The organism is Enterobacter sp. NFIX58 (assembly GCF_900110475.1).
Taxonomy (GTDB): domain Bacteria; phylum Pseudomonadota; class Gammaproteobacteria; order Enterobacterales; family Enterobacteriaceae; genus Enterobacter; species Enterobacter quasiroggenkampii.
Genome location: NZ_FODW01000005.1, coordinates 218,890 through 242,948 on the forward strand (window position 1 = coordinate 218,890; position 24,059 = coordinate 242,948).

The following is a 24,059-nucleotide window of genomic DNA, read 5'->3' on the forward strand; positions in this document are numbered from 1 at the left end:
AATACCGTTATCAGGCCCGTCGCTTGGTGGCCGAGTCCATCCAGACTGCCAGTAAAAGAATGGCCCCCTTGACGATATACTGCCAAAACGTCGGGACGTCCATCATACTCATCCCGTTATCCAACGACGCCATGATAAATGCCCCCATCACCGCGCCCGCGACGCTGCCGATACCCCCTGCGAGGCTGGTGCCGCCAATAACGCAGGCGGCGATAGCATCCAGCTCGGCGATGTTACCGGCGGAGGGGGAACCCGCCCCCAGACGCGAGCTGAGGATCAACCCGGCGATGGCGACCATCAGGCCGTTAATGGCGAAGACCGCGAGTTTGGTGCGTTCAACGTTAATGCCCGAGAGGCGGGCAGCCTCAAGGTTGCCGCCGATGGCATAAATACGGCGGCCAAACGCGGTGCGCGTGGCCATAAACATGCCGCCCAGCAGCAAAAGCGTCAGCAGCAGCACGGGGGTCGGAACACCGCGATAGTCGTTTAAAAGCCAGATGGCGCCCAGCACAATGACGGCCGTGAGCGCCTGACGTCCCACCACCGACGTGGATGCTGGCGACGCCAGCCCCAGCGCCTGACGACGCATGCGTCCACGCCACTGCCATGCAACAAACGCCAGCAATCCCGCCACGCCGATGGTAAAGCCCACGCCATCCGGGAGGTAGCTCTGACCAATCTGCGACATGGCCGCACTGGTAGGGGAGACGGTGGTGCCGTTAGTAATGCCGATTAAGATCCCACGGAAGGCCAGCATCCCCGCGAGGGTGACAATGAACGACGGCACTTTACGGTAGGCTACCCACCAGCCGTTCCAGGCCCCCAGTACCAGCCCTAATACCAGCGTGACCGCCACGGTCAGCGGCAGCGGCCAGCCGAGCCAGACGTCAAAAATGGCCGCCACGCCGCCGAGGAGCCCCATCATTGAACCGACCGACAGATCGATTTCCGCGGAGATAATCACGAACACCATGCCGACGGCCAGAATGCCGGTGATAGCGGTCTGGCGGAGCAGGTTGGAGACGTTACGCGCGCTCAGGTACGAGCCATCCGTCATCCAGGTAAAGAAGAGCATGATGACGATAATTGCCGCGATCATCACGAACACCTGCAGGTTCAGCGCTTTTAGTCCTGCGAACGCACCGGGCGTCGGAACGGCGACTTTGATATCAGACGGATTGCTTTTCGACATGACGTTCGCTCCTTAAAGCGGCTTCCATCACCTGCTCCTGCGTCAGGTTCTGGTTAATCAGGTTGGCTTTCAGTTTTCCCTCGTGCATAACCAGCACACGGTCGCTCAGGCCGAGCACTTCGGGTAACTCAGACGAAATGACAATGACGGCAATCCCTTGCTGTACAAGCTGATTAATCAGTTTGTAGATTTCATATTTGGCACCGATATCAATTCCGCGCGTCGGCTCATCAAGGATTAATATGCGTGGATTGAGAAGCAGGCAGCGCGCCAGAATCGCCTTCTGCTGGTTGCCGCCGCTCAGGCGGCCAATGGCCAGTTCCGGTGAGGAGGTTTTGACCTTCAGCCGGGCGAGTGACTGAAGGATGCACTGCTGCTCGGCGGCATCGTCCAGGCTGCTCAGCGCGCCGGAGAAGCGAGCGAGCGCCGCCAGCGTAATGTTTTTCCCCACCGCCATAACCGGCACGATGCCGTCTTTTTTGCGGTCTTCCGGCACCATGGCAATGCCGCGGGCGATCGCCTGCTGGCAGTTGTCGATTTTCACCGGCTGGCCGTCGATATAAATCGTGCCCTCCCAGCGCCCCGGCCACACGCCAAACAGACACTGTACGGCCTCCGTGCGCCCGGCGCCGACTAACCCGGCGATACCGAGGATTTCGCCGCTGTGCAGAGAAAACGAGACGTTATTCACACGCTTGATGTGGCGGTTAACGGGGTGCCACGCGGTCAGATTTTCCACGCGCAACACTTCATCACCTTTGGTGTGAGGCTCATTCGGGTAGAGCGCCGTCAGCTCGCGTCCTACCATCATGGTGATGATGTCATCCTCACTCATGCCCGCGGCTTCACGTGTGCCGATGTGCTGCCCGTCGCGGATCACGCAGATGGTGTCCGAAATGGCTTTAACCTCGTTCAGCTTGTGCGAAATGTAGATGCAGGCGATGCCGTGATTTTGCAGATCGCGAATGATATCGAGCAGTACCGCAGTTTCCTGTTCGGTGAGCGAGGCCGTGGGCTCATCAAGGATCAGCAGCCTGACCTGTTTATTGAGCGCTTTAGCGATTTCAACCAACTGCTGTTGCCCCAGTCCCAGGTCGCCCACGCGGGTATCCGGTGAAATGCTGAGGCTCACCTGCGCGAGCAGCTTTTCACAACGTAGCGTCATGGTGTCGTAATCCAGCACGCCGTGGCGGGAAATTTCGGCCCCAAGGAAAATGTTCTCCAGCACGGTGAGATGCTTCACCAGCGCCAGTTCCTGGTGGATGATGGCGATGCCTTTACGTTCGGTATCACGAATGTGAGCCGCCTGGATAACTTCGCCAGCAAAAACGATTTCGCCTTCGTAACTGCCATACGGGTAGATCCCGCACAACACTTTCATCAACGTTGACTTGCCTGAGCCGTTCTCGCCACACAGCGAAACGACTTCGCCGGGGTTCAACCGGAGACTGACGTTATCGACGGCTTTCACCGTGCCGAAGCGCTTGGTGATGCTTTTCATTTCAAGTAAATAAGGCATAACTGCTCCACATAAACCGAGGGAAGAACAGTACAACGTGATGCGCCCCTGCAAAGCAGGGGCCGCGCCGGATTACAGTTCGCTCTTCTTGTGGAAGCCGTCTTTAATGACGGTGGCGTCAATGTTCTCTTTATTGACTTCAATAGGGGTGAGCAGGCGAGCCGGAACGTCTTTCAGCCCGTTATTCAGCGTTGCGTCTGCTTTAGGTTGCTTGCCATTGCCCAGTTCCACGGCGATTTCCGCCGCCGTATTGGCAAGCTCGGTAATCGGTTTGTAGACCGTCATGGTTTGGGTGCCTGCGATAATGCGTTTTACGCCAGCCAGATCGGCGTCCTGTCCAGAAATGGCGACTTTACCCGCCAGCCCCTGGGCGCTTAATGCCTGAATCGCACCGCCTGCGGTGGCATCGTTAGAGGCCACAACCGCATCAATTTTGTTGTTGTTGGCCGTCAGCGCATTTTCCATAATCTTCAGCGCGTTTTCTGGCAGCCAGCCGTCGGCCCATTGATCGCCAACCACTTTAATTTTCCCGTTGTCGATGTACGGTTTAAGGACCTTCATTTGCCCTTCGCGGAACAGCTTGGCGTTGTTATCCACCGGAGAGCCGCCCATCAGGAAATAATTGCCCTGAGGCACTTTGTCGATCAGGCTTTGTGCCTGTAATTCGCCGACTTTTTCATTATCGAACGAAATATAATAATCAATGTCCGCATTATTAATCATGCGGTCATAAGCCAGCACTTTTATGCCTTCTTGTTTGGCTTCTTTCACCACGTTACTTAATACCTGGCCGTTATAGGGGATAATGACCAGCACATCGACGCCGCGGTTAATCATATTCTCGATCTGCGACATTTGCGTTTCTTCGTTGCCGTTAGCCGACTGAACAAACACGTTTGCGCCGAGGGATTCCGCTTTTTTTACAAAGATATCGCGATCTTTTTGCCAGCGCTCCAGGCGCAGGTCGTCAATCGCCATGCCAATTTTGACCTCTTTGGCATGACCGGCAAAACTGGCAAGCAGGAGCGTAGTGCAGAGCGTTAGGGTCAGGTTCTTTATCTTCATAATTATTAGGCCTTTTTGTAGGGGTATGTGTTGCTGAGATAAAAGAAACATTCACTGCTGAGACGCAGCAAATTTTTAACGCGGAAAGGCGGGCTGGCAATTACAGATTTTTATCTTCTCATTACGATATTTGGTTTATTTCTGAATTTATGATCGCGATCGGATTTTAAAATACGTAACGTCTTAATTACATTTGATTCTGGAATTCGCGCCGAAAAATAGTTTGTCTGCGCATTATTTTGCGAGCCAGCGCACAGTTGTGCATTCTCTCAATAGCAGTGTGAAATAACGTAATTGAGCAACCCAAAATGTCTATTCACTATTACTCCTGTATCAACGACTCGCCGCATACCCTGATTATGGAGCTCAATATGCAAGCTTATTTCGACCAACTCGATCGTGTTCGTTACGAAGGCCCGAAAACGACCAATCCTTTAGCATTTCGTCACTACAACCCGGATGAGCTGGTGCTGGGTAAGCGCATGGAAGATCATCTGCGCTTTGCCGCCTGTTACTGGCATACCTTCTGCTGGAACGGTGCCGATATGTTCGGCGTGGGCTCCTTTGACCGCCCATGGCAGCAGCCGGGTGAGGCCATCGAACTGGCAAAGCGCAAAGCCGATGTGGCGTTTGAGTTCTTCCACAAGCTGAACGTGCCGTACTACTGCTTCCATGACGTCGACGTGTCGCCGGAAGGCGCATCGCTGAAAGAGTATCTGAACAACTTTGCGCAGATGGTGGATGTACTGGCGGCAAAGCAGCAGCAAAGCGGCGTGAAGCTGCTCTGGGGCACGGCAAACTGCTTCACTAACCCACGCTACGGCGCGGGTGCGGCAACCAACCCGGATCCGGAAGTGTTTAGCTGGGCGGCCACGCAGGTGGTGACGGCAATGAACGCCACGCATCAGTTGGGCGGCGAAAACTATGTCCTCTGGGGCGGGCGTGAAGGCTATGAAACTCTGCTCAACACCGATCTGCGTCAGGAGCGCGAGCAGATTGGCCGCTTTATGCAGATGGTTGTCGACCACAAGCACAAAATTGGCTTCCGCGGCACGCTGCTGATCGAGCCGAAACCGCAGGAACCGACCAAGCATCAGTATGACTACGACGTGGCGACGGTGTATGGCTTCCTGAAGCAGTTCGGTCTGGAAAAAGAGATTAAAGTGAACATTGAAGCCAACCACGCCACGCTGGCGGGCCACTCTTTCCACCACGAGATCGCGTCTGCGATTGCGCTGGGCATCTTCGGCTCGGTCGATGCTAACCGCGGCGACGCGCAACTGGGCTGGGACACAGACCAGTTCCCGAACAGCGTGGAAGAGAATGCGCTGGTGATGTACGAAATCATCAAAGCGGGTGGTTTCACTACCGGCGGCCTTAACTTTGACGCCAAAGTGCGTCGCCAGAGCACCGACAAATACGATCTGTTCTACGGCCACATTGGCGCGATGGACACCATGGCGCTGGCGCTGAAAGTGGCGGCACGTATGATTGAAGACGGCGAGCTCGATAAACGCGTGGCGAAGCGTTACAGCGGCTGGAACAGTGAGCTGGGCCAGCAAATTTTGAAAGGTCAGTTATCACTTGCGGACATCGCGAAGTACGCTGAACAACATCAGCTGGCGCCGCAGCACCAGAGCGGGCACCAGGAGTTACTGGAAAATCTGGTCAATCACTACCTGTTCGATAAATAACAGCACGTAGGCCCGGTAAGCGTTAGCGCCACCGGGCATTTCTGTTAAAGGAGTCACCGTAATGTATATCGGGATCGATCTTGGCACATCGGGTGTGAAAGCCATCCTGTTAAGCGAACAGGGCGAGGTGTTAGCAACGCAGACGGAAAAGCTGCAGGTTTCACGTCCGCATCCGCTGTGGTCGGAACAGGACCCGGAGCAGTGGTGGCAGGCAACGGATCGTGCAATCAAGGCGTTAGGTGAACAGCATTCTCTGCGTGACGTGAAAGCGCTGGGGATTGCCGGGCAAATGCACGGTGCTACCTTGCTGGATAGCGAACATCGCGTGTTGCGACCCGCCATTCTCTGGAACGATGGCCGCTGTGCGGAAGAGTGTGCGCTTCTCGAGGCGCGTGTACCCACGTCTCGTGAGATCACCGGTAACCTGATGATGCCCGGCTTTACCGCCCCCAAGCTGCTGTGGGTGCAGCGACACGAGCCGGAGATTTTCCGGCAGGTGGCGAAAGTCCTGCTACCGAAAGACTATCTGCGCTTTCGTATGACGGGCGATTTTGCTTCCGACATGTCCGATGCCGCCGGCACGATGTGGCTCGACGTGGCGAAACGTGACTGGAGCGAGGCGATGCTGGATGCCTGCCACCTGACCCGTGAACACATGCCCGTGCTGTTCGAAGGTAGCGAGGTAACAGGCACACTGCTGCCAGACGTTGCGGAACGCTGGAATATGCCTGCCGTACCGGTGGTTGCCGGGGGCGGTGACAACGCTGCGGGTGCCGTGGGCGTCGGCATGGTTGAGGCAGGGCAGGCGATGCTGTCTCTGGGAACGTCTGGCGTCTATTTTGCCGTCAGCGACGGCTATCGCAGTAATCCCGAAAGCGCTGTGCACAGTTTCTGTCATGCGCTTCCGGGAAAATGGCATTTGATGTCGGTGATGCTGAGCGCGGCGTCCTGCCTGGACTGGGCGGCGAAACTCACCGGCATGACCGACGTGCCTGCGCTCATTGCGGCAGCACAGCAGGCGGATGACGCTGCGGGTGCCGTCTGGTTTTTACCGTATCTTTCTGGAGAACGTACGCCGCACAACAACCCGGAAGCGAAAGGGGTATTCTTTGGCTTAACCCATCAGCATGGCCCGGCAGAACTGGCGCGTGCGGTTCTGGAAGGGGTGGGGTATGCGCTGGCCGACGGGATGGACGTGGTCCATGACTGCGGCCTGAAACCCGCAAGCGTCACCCTGATTGGCGGCGGCGCGCGAAGCCCTTACTGGCGACAAATGCTGTCGGATATCAGCGGGTTGCAGCTGGATTTCCGCACCGGTGGCGATGTTGGCCCCGCGCTCGGCGCCGCGCGTCTGGCGCAGATAGCCATTCATCCGGAACAACCGCTTTCGCAACTGCTGCCGCAGCTTACCCTTGAGCAGGCGCATTTCCCTGATGCGGCAAACCATGCGCGGTACGCGGAAAGGCGCGACGTGTTCCGCAAAATCTACCAGCAGCTGCTGCCGCTGATGACGTAAATTCGCTTGTCCGGGAGAGGCACGAGGATGTCCTTTTTTGGTCTGTGCGTGCCTTTATTTCCTTGCCAGTATGGTGTCACACCCACTGGCGAGGAGATCCACCATGTCACGCATTGCACTCATCAATATTGATACTCAGCAGTCGTTCCATCATCGCAATTACTGGCAGGAGGACGACATTCCTGCCTTTCAGCAGGCAATGCTGGGGCTGATTGAAGGCTGCCAGGCGCGCGGTATTCCGGTCGTTGATATTTTCCATGTGGATGAAGACGGCCCCTTCACGCTGCAAAGCGGCTTTGTTAAACCTATGGCCTTTTTGCGTCATCAGCCGGATGTGGTTTTCCAGAAACACGTCCATAATGCCTTCACGGATACCGGGCTCGATCGCTGGCTGCGTGAGCGTGATATCAATAGTGTGATTATCTGCGGCATTCGCACGGAGCAATGCTGCGAAACCACCGCCCGGGTGGCATCCGATCTGGGTTATGCTGTGACCTTTGTTAGCGAGGCCACGCTAACGTTCCCCATGACGTACAGGGGCATTACCCTGAGTGCAGCGGAAATTCGCCACCGTACCGAAACGGTACTGTCCGGGCGTTTTGCCGACATTAAAACGGTAGCGGAGACGCTGGAGTCACTGTAATGCCCATCGACGTCTGGTTCGTCATGTTGCCCGGGGTGCTGTCATTAGATATGACGGGCCCGGCAGAGACCTTTGTGCTGGCTGGCGACGCGTTTCGTCTGCATTACATTGGGCCGCAACCGGACGTTCCGACGTCGATAGGCCTGACGATGAGCTGCATCCAGCCGTTACCGGAAAGGGTGCCTGAGGGGAGCCTGCTGGTATTGCCCGGCGTGAGCGACTCCCGCACTCAGTTTTCGACACCACAGGCGTTACAGATACAGCACTGGCTGATGCGCCTGCAGCCGGTCATTCAGCGCCGGGATATCACGGTGATGTGCGTCTGTTCAGGCGCGCTGCTGGCGGCGAAATCGGGCCTGCTGAACAACCGGCAGTGTACAACCCACCATGACGTTATCAGCCGTTTACGCACCGCAGCCCCCACCGCGACGATTAAAGAAAACCGCATCTTTGTGCAGGATGAGAACATCTGGACCAGCGCGGGGATCACGTCTGGCATCGATCTGGCGCTGCATATGATTAACCGCCTGTGCGGTCCCGAAAAGGCGCTGGCCGTGGCGCGCGAGATGGTGGTCTGGTTCCGCCGTTCCGGTGACGATCCCCAGCTCTCCCCGTGGCTACGCTACCGCAATCATCTTCATCCGGCGATTCATCGGGCGCAGGATGCGCTCACCGCCGAGCCACAAAAAACGTGGAGCTTGCCTGATATCGCCGCGCTGGCGCACGTCAGCCCGCGCCATCTCACCCGGCTTTTTCAGTCACATTTAGGGATTAGCGTTCGCGATTATCTGGAGCAGCTGCGTCTGGCGGTGGCGGAGCAGTGGCTATTGCAGGGGCGCGGCGTGGAGCAGGCTTCACTGGCGGCAGGGTTTTCCTCCCCGCGCCAGTATCATCGCGCCCGGCAGCGAAGCATTAGCTGACGAAGCGGCGAGTGTCGATTTTTTGCAGGAGCATCGACAGCAGCAGGCTGATCGCCAGGGTCGCGGCAAAAATCCAGACGATATCCAGTACCGGCCAGCTTTTAAGCTCAACGCCTCTTGTCCGAAGCGCGTGGATCACCAGCGCGTGAAAACCGTAAATCCCGAGAGAGTATCGTGAAATGACGCTCAGTACGGGAAGGGGACGCGTATTCAGGGTATTTTTAACGAGCATGAGCAGCGATACGGCACAGATAAAGACCATCGGCCCGCAGTACAGGTACCAGGTATCGGCAAAATTGCCGCGCCACTGCAGCTCATGCAGCGTCCCGCGTGAAATCACCGCCACGCCAGCGATAAACAGTGCCCCGCAGAGCCAGTTCAGACCACGTTTTTGCGTGTCCAACGTCCCTATTGCGCGCCCCAGCATGCCGTAAAGCACGTAATAGAAGGTATCGCCGTTGATATAGAGGTTCACTGGCAGCCACTCAAATCCGTCGATTTTCTGCGAGACCGTATTTGGGTTGGCGACAATGCCAATCACCACCATCAGGGCCAGAAGCATTTTTCCGCTGACGTTTTTCACCTGAATGAGGGGGGAGACCAGATAGATCACGATAATCGCGAAGAAGAACCACAGGTGGTAGAACACCGGCTTTTGCAGCACGTATTTTAGCGATAGTCCGGCGTTTATTGAGGTGAACAGCGTGATATAGAGCAAGGCAACGGCGCTGTAGAACCCCAGGCAGGCCGCGATGCGGATGAAGTGCCTTGGCTGCGCGCTGCGCTCGCCAAAAAAGAGAAAGCCGGAAATCATAAAGAACAGCGGCACGCTGACGCGCGACGCAGAGTTGAGAATATTGGCGATATCCCAGTTAACGGGGCTGATGCTGTGCGCATTCGTGACATACCAGGTCGTCGTGTGGATCATGACCACCATCAGACAGGCTATTCCTCGCAGGTTATCAATCCAGTTAATTTTTGACTGCATCAGTTCCTCGTATTCCCTGTAAATTGAGTGTGACTCCCATTGTCCAAATGTCTTCGTTTGGAAAATTCTGAGTTTTATTCCGCAGGCTTGTCGGGAGGCCACGAGATTCGCAGAATGCCGGACCATAATCTATAAAAGCGTTGATACTAAAAATAACAGCCACTGACCAGGGCGGTAATAAAAATGATGATGAAGCGTGTGGCGTCACTCTTTCTGCTGTTCATACTGGCGGGATGCAGTGCGCCACAGGAAGCACCTGTGCAAAAAGCGCAGCAGGGTAAAATGAGCCCGGAACGTTCACTGAATATGGAAGCGCTCTGTAAAGATCGGGCCGCTCGCCGCTATAACTCGGACGTGCAGAAAATTGACGTTACCGGTTTTGAACGTTTTCAGGGCAGCTATGAGCTGCGGGGCCATACGTCGCGTAAAGAGGGCTTTGTCTGCTCGTTTGATGCGGACGGTCAGTTTTTACACCTCTCCATGCGCTAGCCTGCTCGGATAATCAACAGCCAGACGCCGTCAGCGTTCTGGCCGGAAGGCTTATTTCCCAATTTTCCCTAAACAACCCCGTTTCGTACTGTATATCTTGCAGCCAGCGGGTATACTGGTCCCTTCCATTTAAAACCACACGTATCCAGCACGAAATACTATGCAAAAGTTTGATACCAAGACCTTCCAGGGCCTGATCCTGACCTTACAGGATTACTGGGCTCGTCAGGGCTGTACCATTGTTCAACCTTTGGACATGGAAGTCGGCGCCGGCACTTCACACCCGATGACCAGCCTGCGCGCGTTGGGGCCAGAGCCAATGGCGACCGCGTATGTGCAGCCTTCCCGTCGTCCGACCGATGGTCGTTACGGTGAAAACCCGAACCGTCTGCAGCATTACTATCAGTTCCAGGTGGTGATTAAGCCATCACCCGACAACATTCAGGAACTGTACCTCGGGTCGCTGAAAGAGCTGGGTATGGATCCAACCATCCACGACATTCGTTTCGTGGAAGATAACTGGGAAAACCCAACGCTGGGTGCCTGGGGTCTGGGTTGGGAAGTGTGGCTGAACGGCATGGAAGTGACCCAGTTCACCTACTTCCAGCAGGTGGGCGGTCTGGAATGTAAGCCGATCACCGGTGAGATCACCTACGGTCTGGAACGTCTGGCCATGTACATTCAGGGCGTAGACAGCGTTTACGACCTGGTCTGGAGCGACGGCCCGCTGGGTAAAACCACCTACGGCGACGTGTTCCATCAGAACGAAGTGGAGCAATCCACCTATAACTTCGAATACGCGGACGTGGACTTCCTGTTCACCTGCTTCGAGCAGTATGAGAAAGAAGCGCAGCAGCTGCTGGCGCTGGAGACTCCGCTGCCGCTGCCTGCCTACGAGCGTATTCTGAAGGCCGCCCACAGCTTCAACCTGCTGGACGCCCGCAAAGCCATCTCCGTGACTGAACGTCAGCGCTACATTCTGCGTATTCGTACCCTGACCAAAGCCGTTGCAGAAGCTTACTACGCGTCCCGTGAAGCCCTTGGCTTCCCGATGTGCAACCGAAACAAATAAGAGGCGGCCATGTCTGAGAAAACTTTCCTGGTGGAAATCGGCACCGAAGAGCTGCCACCAAAAGCCCTGCGCAGCCTGGCTGAATCTTTTGCTGCGAACGTGACTGCCGAGCTGGATAACGCTGGCCTGGCACACGGTAAAATTGAGTGGTTTGCCGCGCCGCGCCGTCTGGCGCTGAAAGTGGCAAATCTGGCTGCGTCCCAGCCAGATCGTGAAGTCGAAAAACGTGGCCCGGCGATTGCCCAGGCCTTTGACGCGGAAGGCAAGCCGAGCAAAGCGGCGGAAGGCTGGGCGCGCGGCTGCGGCATCACTGTCGATCAGGCCGAGCGTCTGACTACGGATAAAGGCGAGTGGCTGCTGTACCGTGCGCACGTGAAGGGCGAAAGCGCGGAAGCGCTGCTGCCGGACATGATTGCCACGTCTCTGGCGAAGCTGCCTATTCCGAAGCTGATGCGCTGGGGCGCGTCTGACGTGCACTTTGTGCGTCCGGTTCACACCGTGACCCTGCTGCTGGGCGACACCGTTATTCCGGCCACCATTCTGGGCGTGGCGTCCGATCGCGTGATCCGCGGCCACCGCTTTATGGGCGAGCCAGAGTTCACCATCGACAATGCCGACCAGTATCCGCAGATCCTGCTGGAGCGCGGCAAGGTCATTGCTGACTACGAACAGCGTAAAGCCAAAATCAAAGCGGACGCGGAAGACGCGGCGCGCAAGATTGGCGGTAAAGCCGATCTGAGCGACAGCCTGCTGGAAGAAGTGACCTCGCTGGTGGAATGGCCGGTTGTGCTGACTGCGAAGTTCGAAGAGAAATTCCTGGCCGTTCCGGCTGAAGCGCTGGTTTACACCATGAAGGGTGACCAGAAGTACTTCCCGGTCTATGCCAACGACGGCAAACTGCTGCCAAACTTCATCTTCGTGGCAAACATCGAATCGAAAGATCCGATCCAGATTATCTCTGGTAACGAGAAGGTCGTGCGTCCGCGTCTGGCGGATGCCGAGTTCTTCTTCAATACCGACCGTAAAAAGCGTCTGGAAGATCATCTTCCACGCCTGCAGACCGTGTTGTTCCAGCAGCAACTGGGTACGCTGCGCGACAAGACCGACCGTATCGCGGAGCTGTCCGGCTGGATTGCCCGTGAAATCGGTGCGGACGTCAACCACGCAACGCGTGCGGGCCTGCTGTCCAAGTGTGACCTGATGACCAACATGGTGTTCGAATTTACCGACACCCAGGGCGTGATGGGTATGCATTACGCGCGTCACGATGGCGAAGCGGAAGACGTGGCCGTGGCCCTGAACGAGCAGTATCAGCCGCGCTTTGCGGGTGACGAACTGCCGTCTAACCCGGTTGCGTGCGCGGTGGCGATTGCCGATAAGATGGACACCCTGGCGGGTATCTTCGGTATCGGACAGCATCCGAAAGGCGACAAAGACCCGTTTGCGCTGCGTCGTGCTGCGCTCGGCGTGCTGCGTATCATCGTTGAGAAGAACCTGAACCTGGATCTGCAGACCCTGACCGAAGAAGCGGTGCGTCTGTACGGCGACAAGCTGACCAACGCGAACGTGGTGGATGACGTGATCGACTTTATGCTCGGTCGTTTCCGCGCCTGGTATCAGGATGAAGGTTACACCGTCGACACCATTCAGGCGGTGCTGGCGCGTCGTCCGACCCGTCCGGCTGATTTCGATGCGCGTATGAAGGCGGTTTCCCACTTCCGTACGCTGGAAGCGGCCTCTGCTCTGGCGGCGGCCAACAAGCGTGTATCCAACATTCTGGCGAAATCCGACGAGACGCTGAACGAGCGTGTGAACGCCGCGACGCTGAAAGAGCCGGAAGAGATCGCCCTGGCGATGCAGGTTGTGGTGCTGCGCGACAAGCTCGAGCCGGTCTTCGCGGAAGGTCGCTACCAGGAAGCGCTGGTGGAGCTGGCTGAGCTGCGTGACGTTATCGACGCCTTCTTCGAGAAAGTGATGGTGAACGTAGAAGATAAAGAGCTGCGTATTAACCGTCTCTCTATGCTCGAGAAACTGCGTGAGCTGTTCCTGCGCGTGGCGGATATTTCGCTGCTGCAGTAATGTGCCCGTTGTGACAAATGCTAAAAACCCGCTTCGGCGGGTTTTTTTATGGGGCTTTCGTACGCCGGATAAGCGCAGCGCCATCCGGCAGGTTTAGCCGATCGCGATCAGGCTGGCTTTTAAAGCGTCCGGAACAGGATCCAGAAGCGCGGGTTGCAGAAGATTCAGACAGGCATAAAGTCTGCCGTAAAGCGCCATTTTTGGGGCGGGTTCTTCGCAATCTACCAGTGCGTCGGTAAAACGTTCGCAGTTATCCGCCAGTTCGGTGAAGTCGGTGGTGTGGTTGAAGGGCAGGGTGAATAAAGAATGAGCGTGGGTTGGAGTAGTAGCCATATTGGCAGCCTCCGATAAGTGATAAAGCTTCCACCACCGGAAATGCTAACTTCGCTGGTGGTGGACTGAACAGAGTTAGCATTACCGGCCTTATCGGATACCGGCGCATCTTTCGATGCCCCTGCTCAGCCCACCATTGAGATGTAGCAAAGCATGCTGCACAAAATGTGCCGCCGATAAGATAAGCCAGGATGCTAAACCCGGCACCTGATTTTGCAGGTGCGAAGAGAACTTACTGCTCATCAAAACAGGCGGCAACAGATTTGAGCTATGCCACTGAGGAAATTACCATTTCTGGAAAGAGACTCGCAAAATTACCGCAATGAAAAGCATACTGCGGGCAGAGGTCTTACAGCGACGCTATGGTCCGGCTGTAAATCGCTGAGGCGTTTCCTGTAGGCCGGGGCGAGGCGCATGGATGCGCCGAGAGGGTGGGCTTTACAGGGATGTTACCTCCGCCCGTCCCCGATAAGCCGGAAGGAATAAGCCGAAGGTACCGCGTAGCGGCGATTTACCGCCGGGAGCCCGGGTAGCCAGGGTGGTGGCGACTGAGCCACCCTGGCACGTTCACGGGTATTGTCGTTACAGAGTAGCAAGGAACATAAAGTGAACGGAATGACCACCAGAGCCGTATGCTCCCCCTCACCCTAACCCTCTCCCCAAAGGGGCGAGGGGATTGTTCACTGCTCGCATTAATTTGTGGGGATCCCTCAGCCCAAAGGGAGAGGGAGTATAAGTCGTCCAAAATTTAACCTTGAAACCGTCAACACATTACCGCTATCCTTATCGCGTTAACTTACTCGCGCTGGAGCACCCCCCAAAAATGAACAAACACGACTGATGAATTTCGATCCTTGCTAAACGCCACCGCGTCGGCAGGGGATGTTTTGATTTCATTCAGGAGTGCTTATGGCTCATTTTGCGCAGCCCCCTTCTTTTATTTTGCATCAGGTCACCTGTCAGTTTCCGACGGGCGATACCCTTTTTGGTCCGCTGAATCTTTCGCTGGAACCCTCCCTGTGCGCGCTGGTTGGCCGCAACGGCAGCGGAAAAACGCGTCTGCTGCGTCTGCTGGCGGGGCTGGACGAACCGGCTACCGGTCATATCGAACGCTTTGGCTCGCATGCCTGGGTGGCGCAGCAGCACGTCATTTCTTCGCAGACGACGCTGGCTGAATTGCTCGGATATGACGCGATTTTTGCGGCGCGTAAGCGCATCGACAGCGGCGATTACCAGCCCGACGATCTGGCGTTGCTCGACGGTTACTGGGATATAGCCGAACGTCTGAGCGAAGCGTTTATCAATGCGAAGCTCCCACCGTTTGATCCGGATAAACCTGCCGGTGAACTCAGCGGCGGCGAGCGCATTCGTGCCCTGCTGTGCGGGGCGTTTACGGCTGAAGCGGATTTCATGCTGCTGGACGAGCCTACTAACCACCTGGATCGACAAGGCCGGGCGTGGTTCTACGACCAGTTGAGTCGGTATCAGGGCGGCGTACTGGTGGCCTCCCATGACCGTGAGTTACTGGCTCAGGTACCCCGTATCCTTGAGCTGAGCGCCTCGGGTCTGCGCAGCTACGGCGGGAATTATGCGGATTATCAAACCCAGCGCGATGCCGAACAGCAGGCGGCCCGCGCGGCGCTGGTACATGCGGCAACCGAGCGCAAACGCACACGGGCACGGATGCAAAAAGAGCATGACGACAGCCAGCGGCGTTCGGCAAAAACATTGCGCACCGTCGGTACCCTGAATATCGCGTCGTTCGAGCGGGTCAAATATAAAGGCGCGGCAAAGGAGCGGATCGGCACCTGGAAAAAACAGCACAGCGAGCAGAATGAAGCCCTGAACGCCGCGGTAAACAAGGCGCGTGAACGCGTTGAAGAAGATAACCCGGTCATGTTCACCCTGCCGGGGAGTCAGATCCCGGAGGGGAAGCAGGTACTGGTGCTGGAGGATCTGGTGCTGCCGCATGTGCCTGTTCCACCGCTTACCTGGCGTATGGACGGACCGATGCGTGTGGCGTTAAAGGGACCGAACGGCTGCGGAAAATCGACGCTGTTAAAAACTATCCTCGGCGAGATGACTCCCCGTTCGGGTACCTGTAAGGTCTCCGTTAGCTGTGCTTATCTCGACCAGCATCTCTCCCGGCTCGATCTCTCGCAGTCGGTCATGACGCATCTCAATTTGAGTCATACCCCTCTGGAAGAGGGGGTATTGCGAACCCGTTTGGCGCAGCTTCAACTGGGGGCTGACAAAGTGATGCTCCCATTGGCGGCGCTCAGCGGCGGTGAGCGTCTTAAGGCTGCCCTGGCCTGCGTGCTGTGGCGCGCGGAGGCCACGCAGCTTCTGCTGCTGGATGAACCGACCAACCATCTGGATCTGGCTTCAGTCCAGGCCATTGAAGCGGCGCTGGCCGGTTTCCCTGGGGCACTGCTGGTGGTATCACACGATGAGGCGTTTTTAAGCGGCTTAACGTTAACGCATGAGCTGGTGTGGGAAGAGGCGGGTTGGCGTTGTGATAGCCTGTAAAACACAAGCCCCCGCAAAGGCGGGGGCATTCAATCTTCACTACGCTATCTGTTTGCTGAGTGCAGGGTTGGCCTGAATCAGGCGCATCAGCCTTAACTCGGTTGGGGTGGGTTTCTCACGTTTTGACTCCCACTCCTGCACCATAGCCACGCTGACACCCATCGCTCTGGCGAATTCTTCGGTTTTCAGTCCTGTCCCTTTGCGCAATTGCTCATATTCTGTAAAGGGATTGGATTTTTGTTGCAGGGTAATCGTCTGCGGTACATCTTTAAAAATGATCTGTTCCAGACTGCTCAGCAGTTCAAACTCAGGATCTTTATATTCCATTGAGGACTCCTCTTAAATCTCACATCGTGATCAAGAACATCAGAGAGCCAATTAAGAATAGTCCCTAATACCAACCCAGGATCGTCACGGGTGTGATTAATCGTGCGGTAACGATCGCTGTATCCGATTCAGCAATATGGAGAGTTATGCTAATTCCCTGATTAGTCATATGTCGGCTTCGCCAGGTATTTTTTTGTAAATGATAAGAAATAAATCGGCAATAGCCGTTTTGCATGAAAAGAGTATCTTGCAAGGCTGACCTGGACTATCCTTGTCAGCGTCGGGCACGCGTGTGCCGGTGTGCGCTTTTTTGGGTGAAAGGAGTAATAAAATGGCGACAGGAAAGTCCTGCTCTCGCTGGTTTGCGCCTATTGCGGCGTTGTTGATGGTTGTTAGCCTGAGTGGGTGTTTTGATAAAGAAGGCGATCAGCGCAAAGCGTTTATCGATTTTCTGCAGAATACAGTGATGCGCAGCGGCGAGCGGTTGCCGACGCTGACTGCGGATCAGAAAAAACAGTTTGGCCCCTTCGTGTCCGATTACGCCATTCTTTATGGTTATTCACAGCAGGTGAGCCAGGCGATGGATTCCGGTATCCGCCCGGTAGTGGATAGCGTGAACGCCATCCGCGTTCCACAGGATTATATGACGCAACGTGAACCGCTGCGCCAGTCCAACGGTGCGCTTGGCGTGCTGAGCCAGCAGTTGCAAAATGCGAAAATGCAGGCTGACGCGTCACGTTCTGCGCTGAAGCAGGGCGACGATCTCAAACCGGTCTTCGACAAAGTGTATGAGAAAGTGGTGACCAAACCGTCTGAAGCACTGCAGCCGTTGATTCCAGCCGCGCAAATCTTCACGCAGCAGCTGGTCCAGGTGGGTGACTTTATCGCCCAGCAGAATACGCAGGTGAGCTTTGTTGCCAACGGTATTCAGTTCCCGACCTCGCAGCAGGCAAGCCAGTACAATACGCTGATTGGGCCGCTGGCCTCCCAGCATCAGGCCTTTAGCCAGGCCTGGAGTGCGGCAGTCACTGCCACAGAATAAGACGAAAAACCCCGCTTCTGGCGGGGTTTTTTTATGCATACAGAAAATAACGCTTGTCATTCCTCTACCACATCGGTATAACTGTTCCCGTCGGTTTGTTACACAGACCTAAAGCAGTTTAGTAAAGCAGTCCAGATTGTTATCCATAGATACCCTTCGTAGTGACCCTTCCTTCATCGCTTAAAAATCTGTAACGCAATCCATCAAGCCGGAAGGCACAATATATTTGTTAATAAGGTAATTTCTATGTCTGCTAAAATGACTGGTCTGGTAAAATGGTTCAACGCTGATAAAGGTTTCGGCTTCATCACTCCTGACGATGGCTCTAAAGACGTGTTCGTACACTTCTCTGCTATCCAGAACGATGGCTACAAATCTCTGGACGAAGGTCAGAAAGTGTCCTTCACCATCGAAAGCGGCGCTAAAGGCCCAGCAGCTGGTAACGTTGTAAGCCTGTAAGCTTCCAACCCAGTAGCAAAGAATTTAAAAACCCGCCTTCTGGCGGGTTTTTTCGTTTCTACCGTTGCACCTGCGGGTTCACGCAGTTTATCTCCACCTTTCCACCTAATGCGGCAATCAGATTATCAACCGCGGTGGCCGCCATGTTGTAGCGCGTCTCATGGGTGGCTGAGCCGATGTGGGGCAGGGCAACCACGTTAGGCAGCGAAAGCAGTGGCGAATCCACCGGCAGCGGCTCCTGCTCAAACACGTCCAGACCTGCTGCATGGATCTCACCGTTTTGCAGGGCCTCAATCAGCGCCTTCTCATCCACCACCGGGCCACGACCCGCGTTGATGAAAATGGCGGACGTCTTCATTTTTTCAAACGCCTCTTTGCCGATCAGATGACGGGTTTCGTTCGTCAGCGGCAGAACCAGGCAGACAAAATCGGCTTCCTGCAGCAGGGTATCCAGCTCGCAGTAACGGGCGTTGAAGCGTTCTTCGGCTTCACTGTGATGGCGACGCGCGTTATACAGAATCGGCATGTTAAAACCAAAATGCGCGCGCTGCGCCAGCGCCAGCCCGATACGTCCCATGCCAACAATGCCCAGCGTTTTGCCGTGAACATCCACACCGAACCAGTCCGGACCAATGCTCTTTATCCATTCACCCGCTTTGACGCGCTCAGCCACTTCCACCACGCGACGGGCCGTGGTGAGCATGAGCGCCATCAGCGTATCGGCCACGGTTTCCGTCAGGGCATGCGGCGTATGCATCAGCAGGATCTTGCGGGCGTTTAGGGCATCCACGTCGAAGTTGTCGTAACCCACGGAAACGGTAGAGGTAGCACGAAGCTTCGGCATTTTCTCCAGCAGGGCGACATCCACTTTTTCGCTTGAACCCAGCAGGCCTTCGGCGCTGGCGAACGCGTCGGCGTGCTGTGCCACGGTTTCCGGGCGCAGGTTCTTCACCTGCGTGACGGTGAAGTGCTCTTCAAGACGTTTCTGCAGATCTTCCGGCAGGGATTTATACAAAATGACGGACGGCTTCATGCTAATCTCCGTTGATTTTTTTAAGGATTCAGGCGTGGCGAGCGCCGACAGGGTGTTGTTGATTATTAGCAGGCTTAACAATCAGAGTAAGCCACACCGAGGCGAAAAGCGCCACCCCCATAAAGATGTACGATGCGGATGGACTGCCGGTGGCACCGTTCAGGTAACCCACGAACCAGGAGCCGCAGAACGAACCCAGTGCACCCATACTGTTAATCAGTGCCATCGCGCCACCCGCAACGTTACGCGGCAGCATCTCGGGGATGATGGCGAAGAACGGTCCGTACGGGGCATACATGGCGGCACCGGCAATCACCAGCAGCGTATAAGAGACCCAGAAGTGGTTTGCGCCCACGGCCCAGGAGCCAATAAAGGCGAAGGCAGCAATCAGCAGCAGCGGCCAGACAAACAGCTTGCGGTTCTGCAGCTTGTCCGACGCCCAGGAGACGATAATCATCGCGATGGTTGCCGCCAGATACGGTACGGATGACAGCCAGCCTACTTCGACCATGCCGAGGTTTTCACCGCCGCTGCGGATAATGGACGGCAGCCACAGCACAAAGCCGTACACGCCAATGCTCCAGGTAAAATACTGTGCGCAGAGCAGGATCACGTTACGCGAGCGGAAGGCTTCACCATAGTTACGTACCGCCTTCAGACCTTGCTGTTCTTTATCCAGTTGCGCCTGCAGCGCTGCTTTTTCATCTTCGGAAAGCCACTTCGCCTGGGCAGGTTTATCTTTCACCAGCACCCACCAGCAGAAGGCCCAGATAATCGCCGGCACCCCTTCAATGATAAACATCTCGCGCCAGCCGAAGGACTGGATCAGGTAGCCCGACACCACCGACATCCACAGTACCGTGACCGGGTTACCGAGGATCAGGAAGGTATTCGCGCGCGAGCGCTCAGATTTGGTAAACCAGTTGCTGATGTAGATCAGCATCGCGGGCATAACCGCCGCCTCAACGACGCCGAGGATAAAGCGAATGGCGGCCAGGGCAGGAATATTGTTCACCATGCCGGTCAGTGACGCGCAGGCGCCCCACAGGATCAGACAGATGAAGATCAGCTTACGCACGCTGCGGCGTTCCGCATAAATCGCGCCGGGGATCTGGAAGAAGAAGTAACCCAGGAAGAAAAGGGCACCCAGCAGGGAGGAGATACCTTTGGTGATCCCGAGGTCCTCGGTGATCCCTGCTGCGGACGCGAAGCTGAAGTTGGCACGGTCAAGGTACGCCAGGCTATACGTGATAAACACGATTGGCATGATGTACCACCAGCGTTTTACTGCATTGGTCGAACTGTTCATAGGCTTGCCTCTGTTGTTGAGGTTGTTACCGCCGTTGTCTGTAGGGTACACGGTGGCTTAATTATTTGGTGCGGCTTGCTGCCCTCACCCTGGCCCTCTCCCACAGGGAGAGAGAATTTAAACGCCGAGCTGTGCTCGCGTTGGTAATCCTTCGCTGTCGCCCTGCACCTGAATGGCCAGCGAGCCAATCTTGTTGCCTCGCGCGACGGCCTGCGGCAGCGTTTTGCCTTCCAGCAGGGCGCTAATCACGCCCACGGCAAAGCCGTCGCCCGCGCCGACGGTGTCGACCACGTTCTCGACCTTCACTGCCGCGACCGCACCCTGTTCACCGTTGGCCGTTTTAAACCATGCGCCATCGGCACCGGTCTTCAGCACCACCGCTTTTACCCCTTTATTCAGGTAGAAGTCAGCAATGCCTTCCGGCGTGCTTTCGCCGGTCAGGATCATCCCTTCTTTTAGGCCTGGCAGAACCCAGTCCGCCCTGAACGCCAGACGGTTCAGTTTCTCCACCATTTCCGCTTCGCTTTTCCACAGCACCGGGCGCAAATTCGGATCGAACGAGATCGTTTTGCCCTGGGCTTTCAGGGTAGCTGCCGCATGATCCAGCAGTTCATACGAGCTGGCAGACAGCGCGGCTGCCACGCCGCTCAGATGAAGATGGCGCGCGGAGGCAAAGTAATCGGCGTGGTAATCCGCGACAGAGAGGTGGCTTGCGGCCGAGCCTTTACGGAAATACTCCACGATGGGATCGGTTCCATTTTCAACCTTAGATTTAAGCTGAAAGCCGGTAGGGAAGCGTCCGTCGAGGGTGACGCCAGTGGCATCAATCCCCTCTTTTTTCAGCGAATCGAGAACGAAATGGCCAAAGCTGTCATCCCCCACGCGGCTGACCCAGCCCACGTTCAGGCCGAGACGCGCCAGGCCGGTCGCGACGTTCAGTTCTGCGCCTGCGACGCGTTTGATAAAGTGCTCCACCGCACTCAGCTCACCCGTTTCGGTGGCGACAAACATGGCCATGGCTTCACCAATCGTGATGACATCCAGCGTCTTGTGCATGGTTTACTCCTCGCGCAGCAGGTTGACGTAATGGCGGGTAACGGCGGTTAAATCCGACCCTTCCAGCGGGAATTCGATACCGCGCGGGGCATCGGCAGGCAGCTGGCCGAGCAGATCCAGCCAGCGTGCATCGGCGCGGTCCGGTGCGACGGCGCGGAAGTTATCTTTATGCGGCACGGCGGCTTTCACGTGGATATAGCTCACTGCAGAGGCCAGATGACGCGCGGCCTCTTCCGGCGAGTCGCCCACCCACAGCCAGTTCCCCATGTCGAAGGTCAGCGTGACGGGGAGCGCCATTTCCCGACAGGCGGCCTGGAAGCGCTGCATGGGCGCGAGCTGTCCGCAGTCGGTCTGATCGTTCTCCACGACCAGCGCCATTCCGCTGGTGTTCAATAGCGTACGCAGGGCGTCGAGCGGTTGCGTGTCGCTGAAATGGCCGAGGGAAACCTTCAGCCACAGGGCGTTCAGGGTGTTGGCTTCAGAGAGATAGTGGGGCAGGTCCGGGTTGAGGGTGCCGTCAGGCATAAACAGGGCTGCGGGTGCGGAGTAGCACGCCAGCAGGCCCAGCAGCTCAATGGATTCGCCCAGCGCAGGCAGCGCCAGCAGCTCTTCGCTGTTGAACAGCTCGCGGCGGATCTCCACGCCGTCTGCCCCCGCGCCAGCAATAACAGGGAGCATCGCCCGTTGACCTCCCGCCTGCCGCACCTGTTCCGCACCGTACGCGGCGGTGACCACCATAATTTTTCTGCCCATCTTCGGACTCCATCGCAACATATCAATACTATTACGCTAGATGGAACCGGTTCCAAAGAAAAGGTCAGGATGATGAATTTATGATCGCTATCACAAGGGAAATTTAACGCGCGGTAGAGCCACGAACGATCAGTTCACCGGAGAAGACCTGCTCGCGAACGGCATCGCTGGTGCCTTCAATACGACGAACCACTTGTTCAACAGCAGCATAGCCAATCTGCCAGGTGGGTTGTTTGAGGGTGGTAATGCCTACGCCAGCCAGTTCCGCCCACTCCAGTTCATCGAATCCCAGCAGACCAATGTCGCTGCCCCAGTGCAGGCCAATGCGCTTGAGCGAGCGGGCAACCTGCAGGGTCAACGCCCCGTTGGCGGAGATAACGGCTTTTCGCATCCCACGATGGCGCATGTGGAACTGACGCAGGGTGTTGTCGAGCTGCGCGGCTTCGTGCAGCGGCGTTTCGGCATTTTCGGCGATCACGCCGGGATAACGCTCCAGCGTGGCGCGAAATGCGCTCAGGCGTTCACGACGGGTGTTGACCATCCCCAGCGGTTCACTCAGAAACAGAATGGCCTCGAAGCCCTGTTCAATCAGATGTTCGGTGGCGGTCGTCGCGGCCTGGGTGTTGTCCAGCCCGACCACGTCGCAGGCAAATTCCGGGATTTTACGGTCGATGAGGACCATGGGCAGGGAGGATTGCTGCAGGCGATTTAATCCTTCTTCACGCATGCCTACCGCGTTGACCACAATCCCTTCCACCTGATAGCTGCGCAGCAGGTCGAGATAATGCAGTTCCTGGTCGACTTCGTTGTTGGTATTACAGACCAGCGGCGTAAAGCCTTTCTCGCGACAGGCGGCTTCGATACCGCTGAGCACGTTCACGGAGTAGGGGTTGGTGATATCGGCGATGATCAGCCCGATAAGGCGGGTGCGGCCGCGTTTGAGCCCGCGCGCCATGAGGCTGGGACGGTAGTCGAGATCGGCAATGGCCTGTTCAATACGCGCCAGCAACGCATCGGACAGCAGGTGTTTCTCGCCGTTAAGATAGCGCGAAATGCTGGTTTTACCGGTTTTGGCGGCTTTCGCCACGTCGCTGATGGTGGCCCGGGCTGGTTTGCTCATCACTGATTTCCCTGAATTTAGTGAGAATACCTTAGCGGGAAAATCGGACGAATCAAGTAATTTGCCCGGTGGCGCTGCGCTTACCGGAGGTTGCGGTCTGATGCCCTCACCCCAACCCTCTCCCACGGGAGAGGGCGCAAACACTAAAAACGGCAACGGGGTTGCCGTTTTGCTTTTACCTACTGAATTGGGCTTAACGTAATCTCAACACGGCGGTTCTGCGCTTTGCCTTCCGCCGTGCTGTTGCTGGCGATAGGGTTGGCAGGGCCCATGCCGCTGGTGCGGATGCGGTTTGCTTCAACGCCCTGGGTGATGAGTGAGCTGGCCACGGCATCGGCGCGCTGCTGGGACAGACGCATGTTCAGATCCTGGCTGCCGGTGCTGTCGGTGTAGCCCATCACGTTCACCGCAGTCTTATTGTACTCTTTCAGCACCATCGCCACGCCGGTCAGGGTATTCGCGCCAGCCGGTTTCAGCGTTGCGCTGCTGCTGTCGAAGGTCACGTTGTTCGGCATGTTCAGGATGATGTTATCGCCGCTGCGCGTCACGCTCACGCCGGTTCCCTTCATTTTGTCGCGCAGCTTCGCTTCCTGCACGTCCATGTAATAGCCTACGCCGCCGCCCAGCGCTGCGCCCGCCGCTGCGCCAATCAGCGCGCCTTTGCCGCGGTCTTTCTTGGAGGAGGAGAGCGCCCCAACGCCTGCGCCGACCAGCGAGCCGATACCCGCGCCAATGCCGGATTTACCCGCTTCGCGTTCACCGGTGTAAGGGTTGGTTGTGCAGCCAGAAACAGCCAGGGCACCGCTCACCAGAGCGGCAATAACGAGTACGCGTTTTTTCATCTTCTTTCCTTAATCCTTTTTATTCTTTGCCACGGCGAGCGTGGCAGTTGATTATGACGTCCAGATACGGAGAAAATTC

The 24,059-nt window shown here is 56.5% G+C and carries 21 protein-coding genes and 2 pseudogenes; 10 read left to right on the forward strand and 13 right to left on the reverse strand.

All coding sequences use genetic code 11. The features are described 5' to 3' along the window. Positions 1 to 10 precede the first annotated feature (10 nt). The 3 genes from xylH to xylF form a co-directional block, all read right to left on the reverse strand. Positions 11 to 1,192, reverse strand: a complete 1,182-nt coding sequence (xylH, locus tag BMW97_RS19745; RefSeq protein ID WP_045907874.1) for a xylose ABC transporter permease XylH — start codon at positions 1,190 to 1,192, stop codon at positions 11 to 13. After that, complete coding sequence (locus BMW97_RS19750) at positions 1,170 to 2,711, reverse strand: xylose ABC transporter ATP-binding protein (protein WP_045907873.1); 1,542 nt, start codon at positions 2,709 to 2,711, stop codon at positions 1,170 to 1,172. The genes xylH and BMW97_RS19750 overlap by 23 nt, the downstream gene beginning before the upstream one ends. Positions 2,712 to 2,783: 72 nt before the next feature. After that, positions 2,784 to 3,776 carry a D-xylose ABC transporter substrate-binding protein gene (gene xylF, locus BMW97_RS19755; protein WP_008502746.1) on the reverse strand — a complete coding sequence of 331 codons (993 nt, stop codon included), beginning with the start codon at positions 3,774 to 3,776 and terminating at the stop codon, positions 2,784 to 2,786. A gap of 371 nt (positions 3,777 to 4,147) precedes the next feature. On the opposite strand from xylF, the gene xylA reads away from it, so the two are divergent. From xylA to BMW97_RS19780, 4 genes are all read left to right on the forward strand, one after another. Further along, a complete protein-coding gene (xylA, locus tag BMW97_RS19765; protein WP_086374966.1) occupies positions 4,148 to 5,470 on the forward strand; it encodes a xylose isomerase in 1,323 nt (440 codons plus the stop codon). Between the two features lie 61 nt (positions 5,471 to 5,531). Further along, entirely contained in the window at positions 5,532 to 6,986 is a 1,455-nt protein-coding gene (gene xylB, locus BMW97_RS19770; RefSeq protein WP_045907872.1) for a xylulokinase, read from the forward strand. 103 nt (positions 6,987 to 7,089) lie between these two features. Next, positions 7,090 to 7,629, forward strand: a complete 540-nt coding sequence (locus BMW97_RS19775) for an isochorismatase family protein (protein ID WP_045907871.1) — start codon at positions 7,090 to 7,092, stop codon at positions 7,627 to 7,629. After that, positions 7,629 to 8,549: a GlxA family transcriptional regulator gene (locus tag BMW97_RS19780; RefSeq protein ID WP_045907870.1), complete on the forward strand. Its 921-nt coding sequence runs from the start codon at positions 7,629 to 7,631 to the stop codon at positions 8,547 to 8,549. Before BMW97_RS19775 ends, BMW97_RS19780 begins: the two co-directional genes overlap by 1 nt. Here BMW97_RS19780 and BMW97_RS19785 read toward each other — a convergent pair. Continuing rightward, on the reverse strand, positions 8,542 to 9,537 hold the full coding sequence (locus BMW97_RS19785; RefSeq protein ID WP_045907869.1) for an acyltransferase: 996 nt from the start codon (positions 9,535 to 9,537) through the stop codon (positions 8,542 to 8,544). The genes BMW97_RS19780 and BMW97_RS19785 overlap by 8 nt on opposite strands. Positions 9,538 to 9,720: 183 nt before the next feature. Between BMW97_RS19785 and BMW97_RS19790 the strand changes: the two genes are divergently transcribed. The 3 genes from BMW97_RS19790 (at position 9,721) to glyS (ending at position 13,177) form a co-directional block, all read left to right on the forward strand. Further along, complete coding sequence (locus BMW97_RS19790) at positions 9,721 to 10,026, forward strand: YsaB family lipoprotein (protein ID WP_045907868.1); 306 nt, start codon at positions 9,721 to 9,723, stop codon at positions 10,024 to 10,026. A 160-nt stretch (positions 10,027 to 10,186) separates the two neighbouring features. Next, on the forward strand, positions 10,187 to 11,098 hold the full coding sequence (glyQ, locus tag BMW97_RS19795) for a glycine--tRNA ligase subunit alpha (RefSeq protein WP_003860141.1): 912 nt from the start codon (positions 10,187 to 10,189) through the stop codon (positions 11,096 to 11,098). Positions 11,099 to 11,107: 9 nt separating this feature from the next. Further along, a complete protein-coding gene (glyS, locus tag BMW97_RS19800; RefSeq protein ID WP_045907867.1) occupies positions 11,108 to 13,177 on the forward strand; it encodes a glycine--tRNA ligase subunit beta in 2,070 nt (689 codons plus the stop codon). A 108-nt stretch (positions 13,178 to 13,285) separates the two neighbouring features. Here glyS and BMW97_RS19805 read toward each other — a convergent pair. After that, positions 13,286 to 13,471, reverse strand: a pseudogene (locus BMW97_RS19805) (hypothetical protein); the annotation flags it as partial. Next, positions 13,399 to 13,575, reverse strand: a pseudogene (locus BMW97_RS24145) (hypothetical protein); the annotation flags it as partial. The pseudogenes BMW97_RS19805 and BMW97_RS24145, both read right to left, overlap by 73 nt. An 844-nt stretch (positions 13,576 to 14,419) precedes the next feature. On the opposite strand from BMW97_RS24145, the gene BMW97_RS19810 reads away from it, so the two are divergent. Next, a complete protein-coding gene (locus BMW97_RS19810) occupies positions 14,420 to 16,039 on the forward strand; it encodes an ABC-F family ATP-binding cassette domain-containing protein (protein WP_045907866.1) in 1,620 nt (539 codons plus the stop codon). Positions 16,040 to 16,078: 39 nt separating this feature from the next. Here BMW97_RS19810 and BMW97_RS19815 read toward each other — a convergent pair whose 3' ends face one another. Then, positions 16,079 to 16,366: an HTH-type transcriptional regulator gene (locus BMW97_RS19815; RefSeq protein ID WP_008502755.1), complete on the reverse strand. Its 288-nt coding sequence runs from the start codon at positions 16,364 to 16,366 to the stop codon at positions 16,079 to 16,081. 331 nt (positions 16,367 to 16,697) lie between these two features. On the opposite strand from BMW97_RS19815, the gene BMW97_RS19820 reads away from it, so the two are divergent. Both BMW97_RS19820 and cspA read left to right on the forward strand, forming a co-directional pair. Next, positions 16,698 to 17,408 carry a DUF3053 domain-containing protein gene (locus BMW97_RS19820; protein WP_024909075.1) on the forward strand — a complete coding sequence of 237 codons (711 nt, stop codon included), beginning with the start codon at positions 16,698 to 16,700 and terminating at the stop codon, positions 17,406 to 17,408. Between the two features lie 246 nt (positions 17,409 to 17,654). After that, positions 17,655 to 17,867, forward strand: coding sequence for a transcription antiterminator/RNA stability regulator CspE (cspA, locus tag BMW97_RS19825; RefSeq protein ID WP_003860775.1), 213 nt, complete (start codon positions 17,655 to 17,657; stop codon positions 17,865 to 17,867). Between the two features lie 58 nt (positions 17,868 to 17,925). Here cspA and ghrB read toward each other — a convergent pair whose 3' ends face one another. From ghrB to BMW97_RS19855, 6 genes are all read right to left on the reverse strand, one after another. After that, positions 17,926 to 18,900: a glyoxylate/hydroxypyruvate reductase GhrB gene (gene ghrB / locus BMW97_RS19830; RefSeq protein WP_045907865.1), complete on the reverse strand. Its 975-nt coding sequence runs from the start codon at positions 18,898 to 18,900 to the stop codon at positions 17,926 to 17,928. A 28-nt stretch (positions 18,901 to 18,928) separates the two neighbouring features. Beyond that, the gene (locus BMW97_RS19835; RefSeq protein ID WP_045907864.1) at positions 18,929 to 20,209 is read right to left on the reverse strand and encodes an MFS transporter; all 1,281 of its coding nucleotides are present in this window, start codon (positions 20,207 to 20,209) and stop codon (positions 18,929 to 18,931) included. 117 nt (positions 20,210 to 20,326) lie between these two features. Then, positions 20,327 to 21,265 (reverse strand): sugar kinase, encoded by a 939-nt coding sequence (locus BMW97_RS19840; protein WP_045907863.1) that lies wholly within the window; start codon positions 21,263 to 21,265, stop codon positions 20,327 to 20,329. 3 nt (positions 21,266 to 21,268) lie between these two features. Next, positions 21,269 to 22,018 (reverse strand): sugar phosphate isomerase/epimerase family protein, encoded by a 750-nt coding sequence (locus BMW97_RS19845; protein ID WP_045907862.1) that lies wholly within the window; start codon positions 22,016 to 22,018, stop codon positions 21,269 to 21,271. Positions 22,019 to 22,121: 103 nt separating this feature from the next. Further along, complete coding sequence (locus tag BMW97_RS19850; protein ID WP_045907861.1) at positions 22,122 to 23,138, reverse strand: LacI family DNA-binding transcriptional regulator; 1,017 nt, start codon at positions 23,136 to 23,138, stop codon at positions 22,122 to 22,124. A 179-nt stretch (positions 23,139 to 23,317) separates the two neighbouring features. Next, positions 23,318 to 23,980, reverse strand: a complete 663-nt coding sequence (locus tag BMW97_RS19855; protein ID WP_024909080.1) for an OmpA family lipoprotein — start codon at positions 23,978 to 23,980, stop codon at positions 23,318 to 23,320. Positions 23,981 to 24,059: the final 79 nt, after the last annotated feature.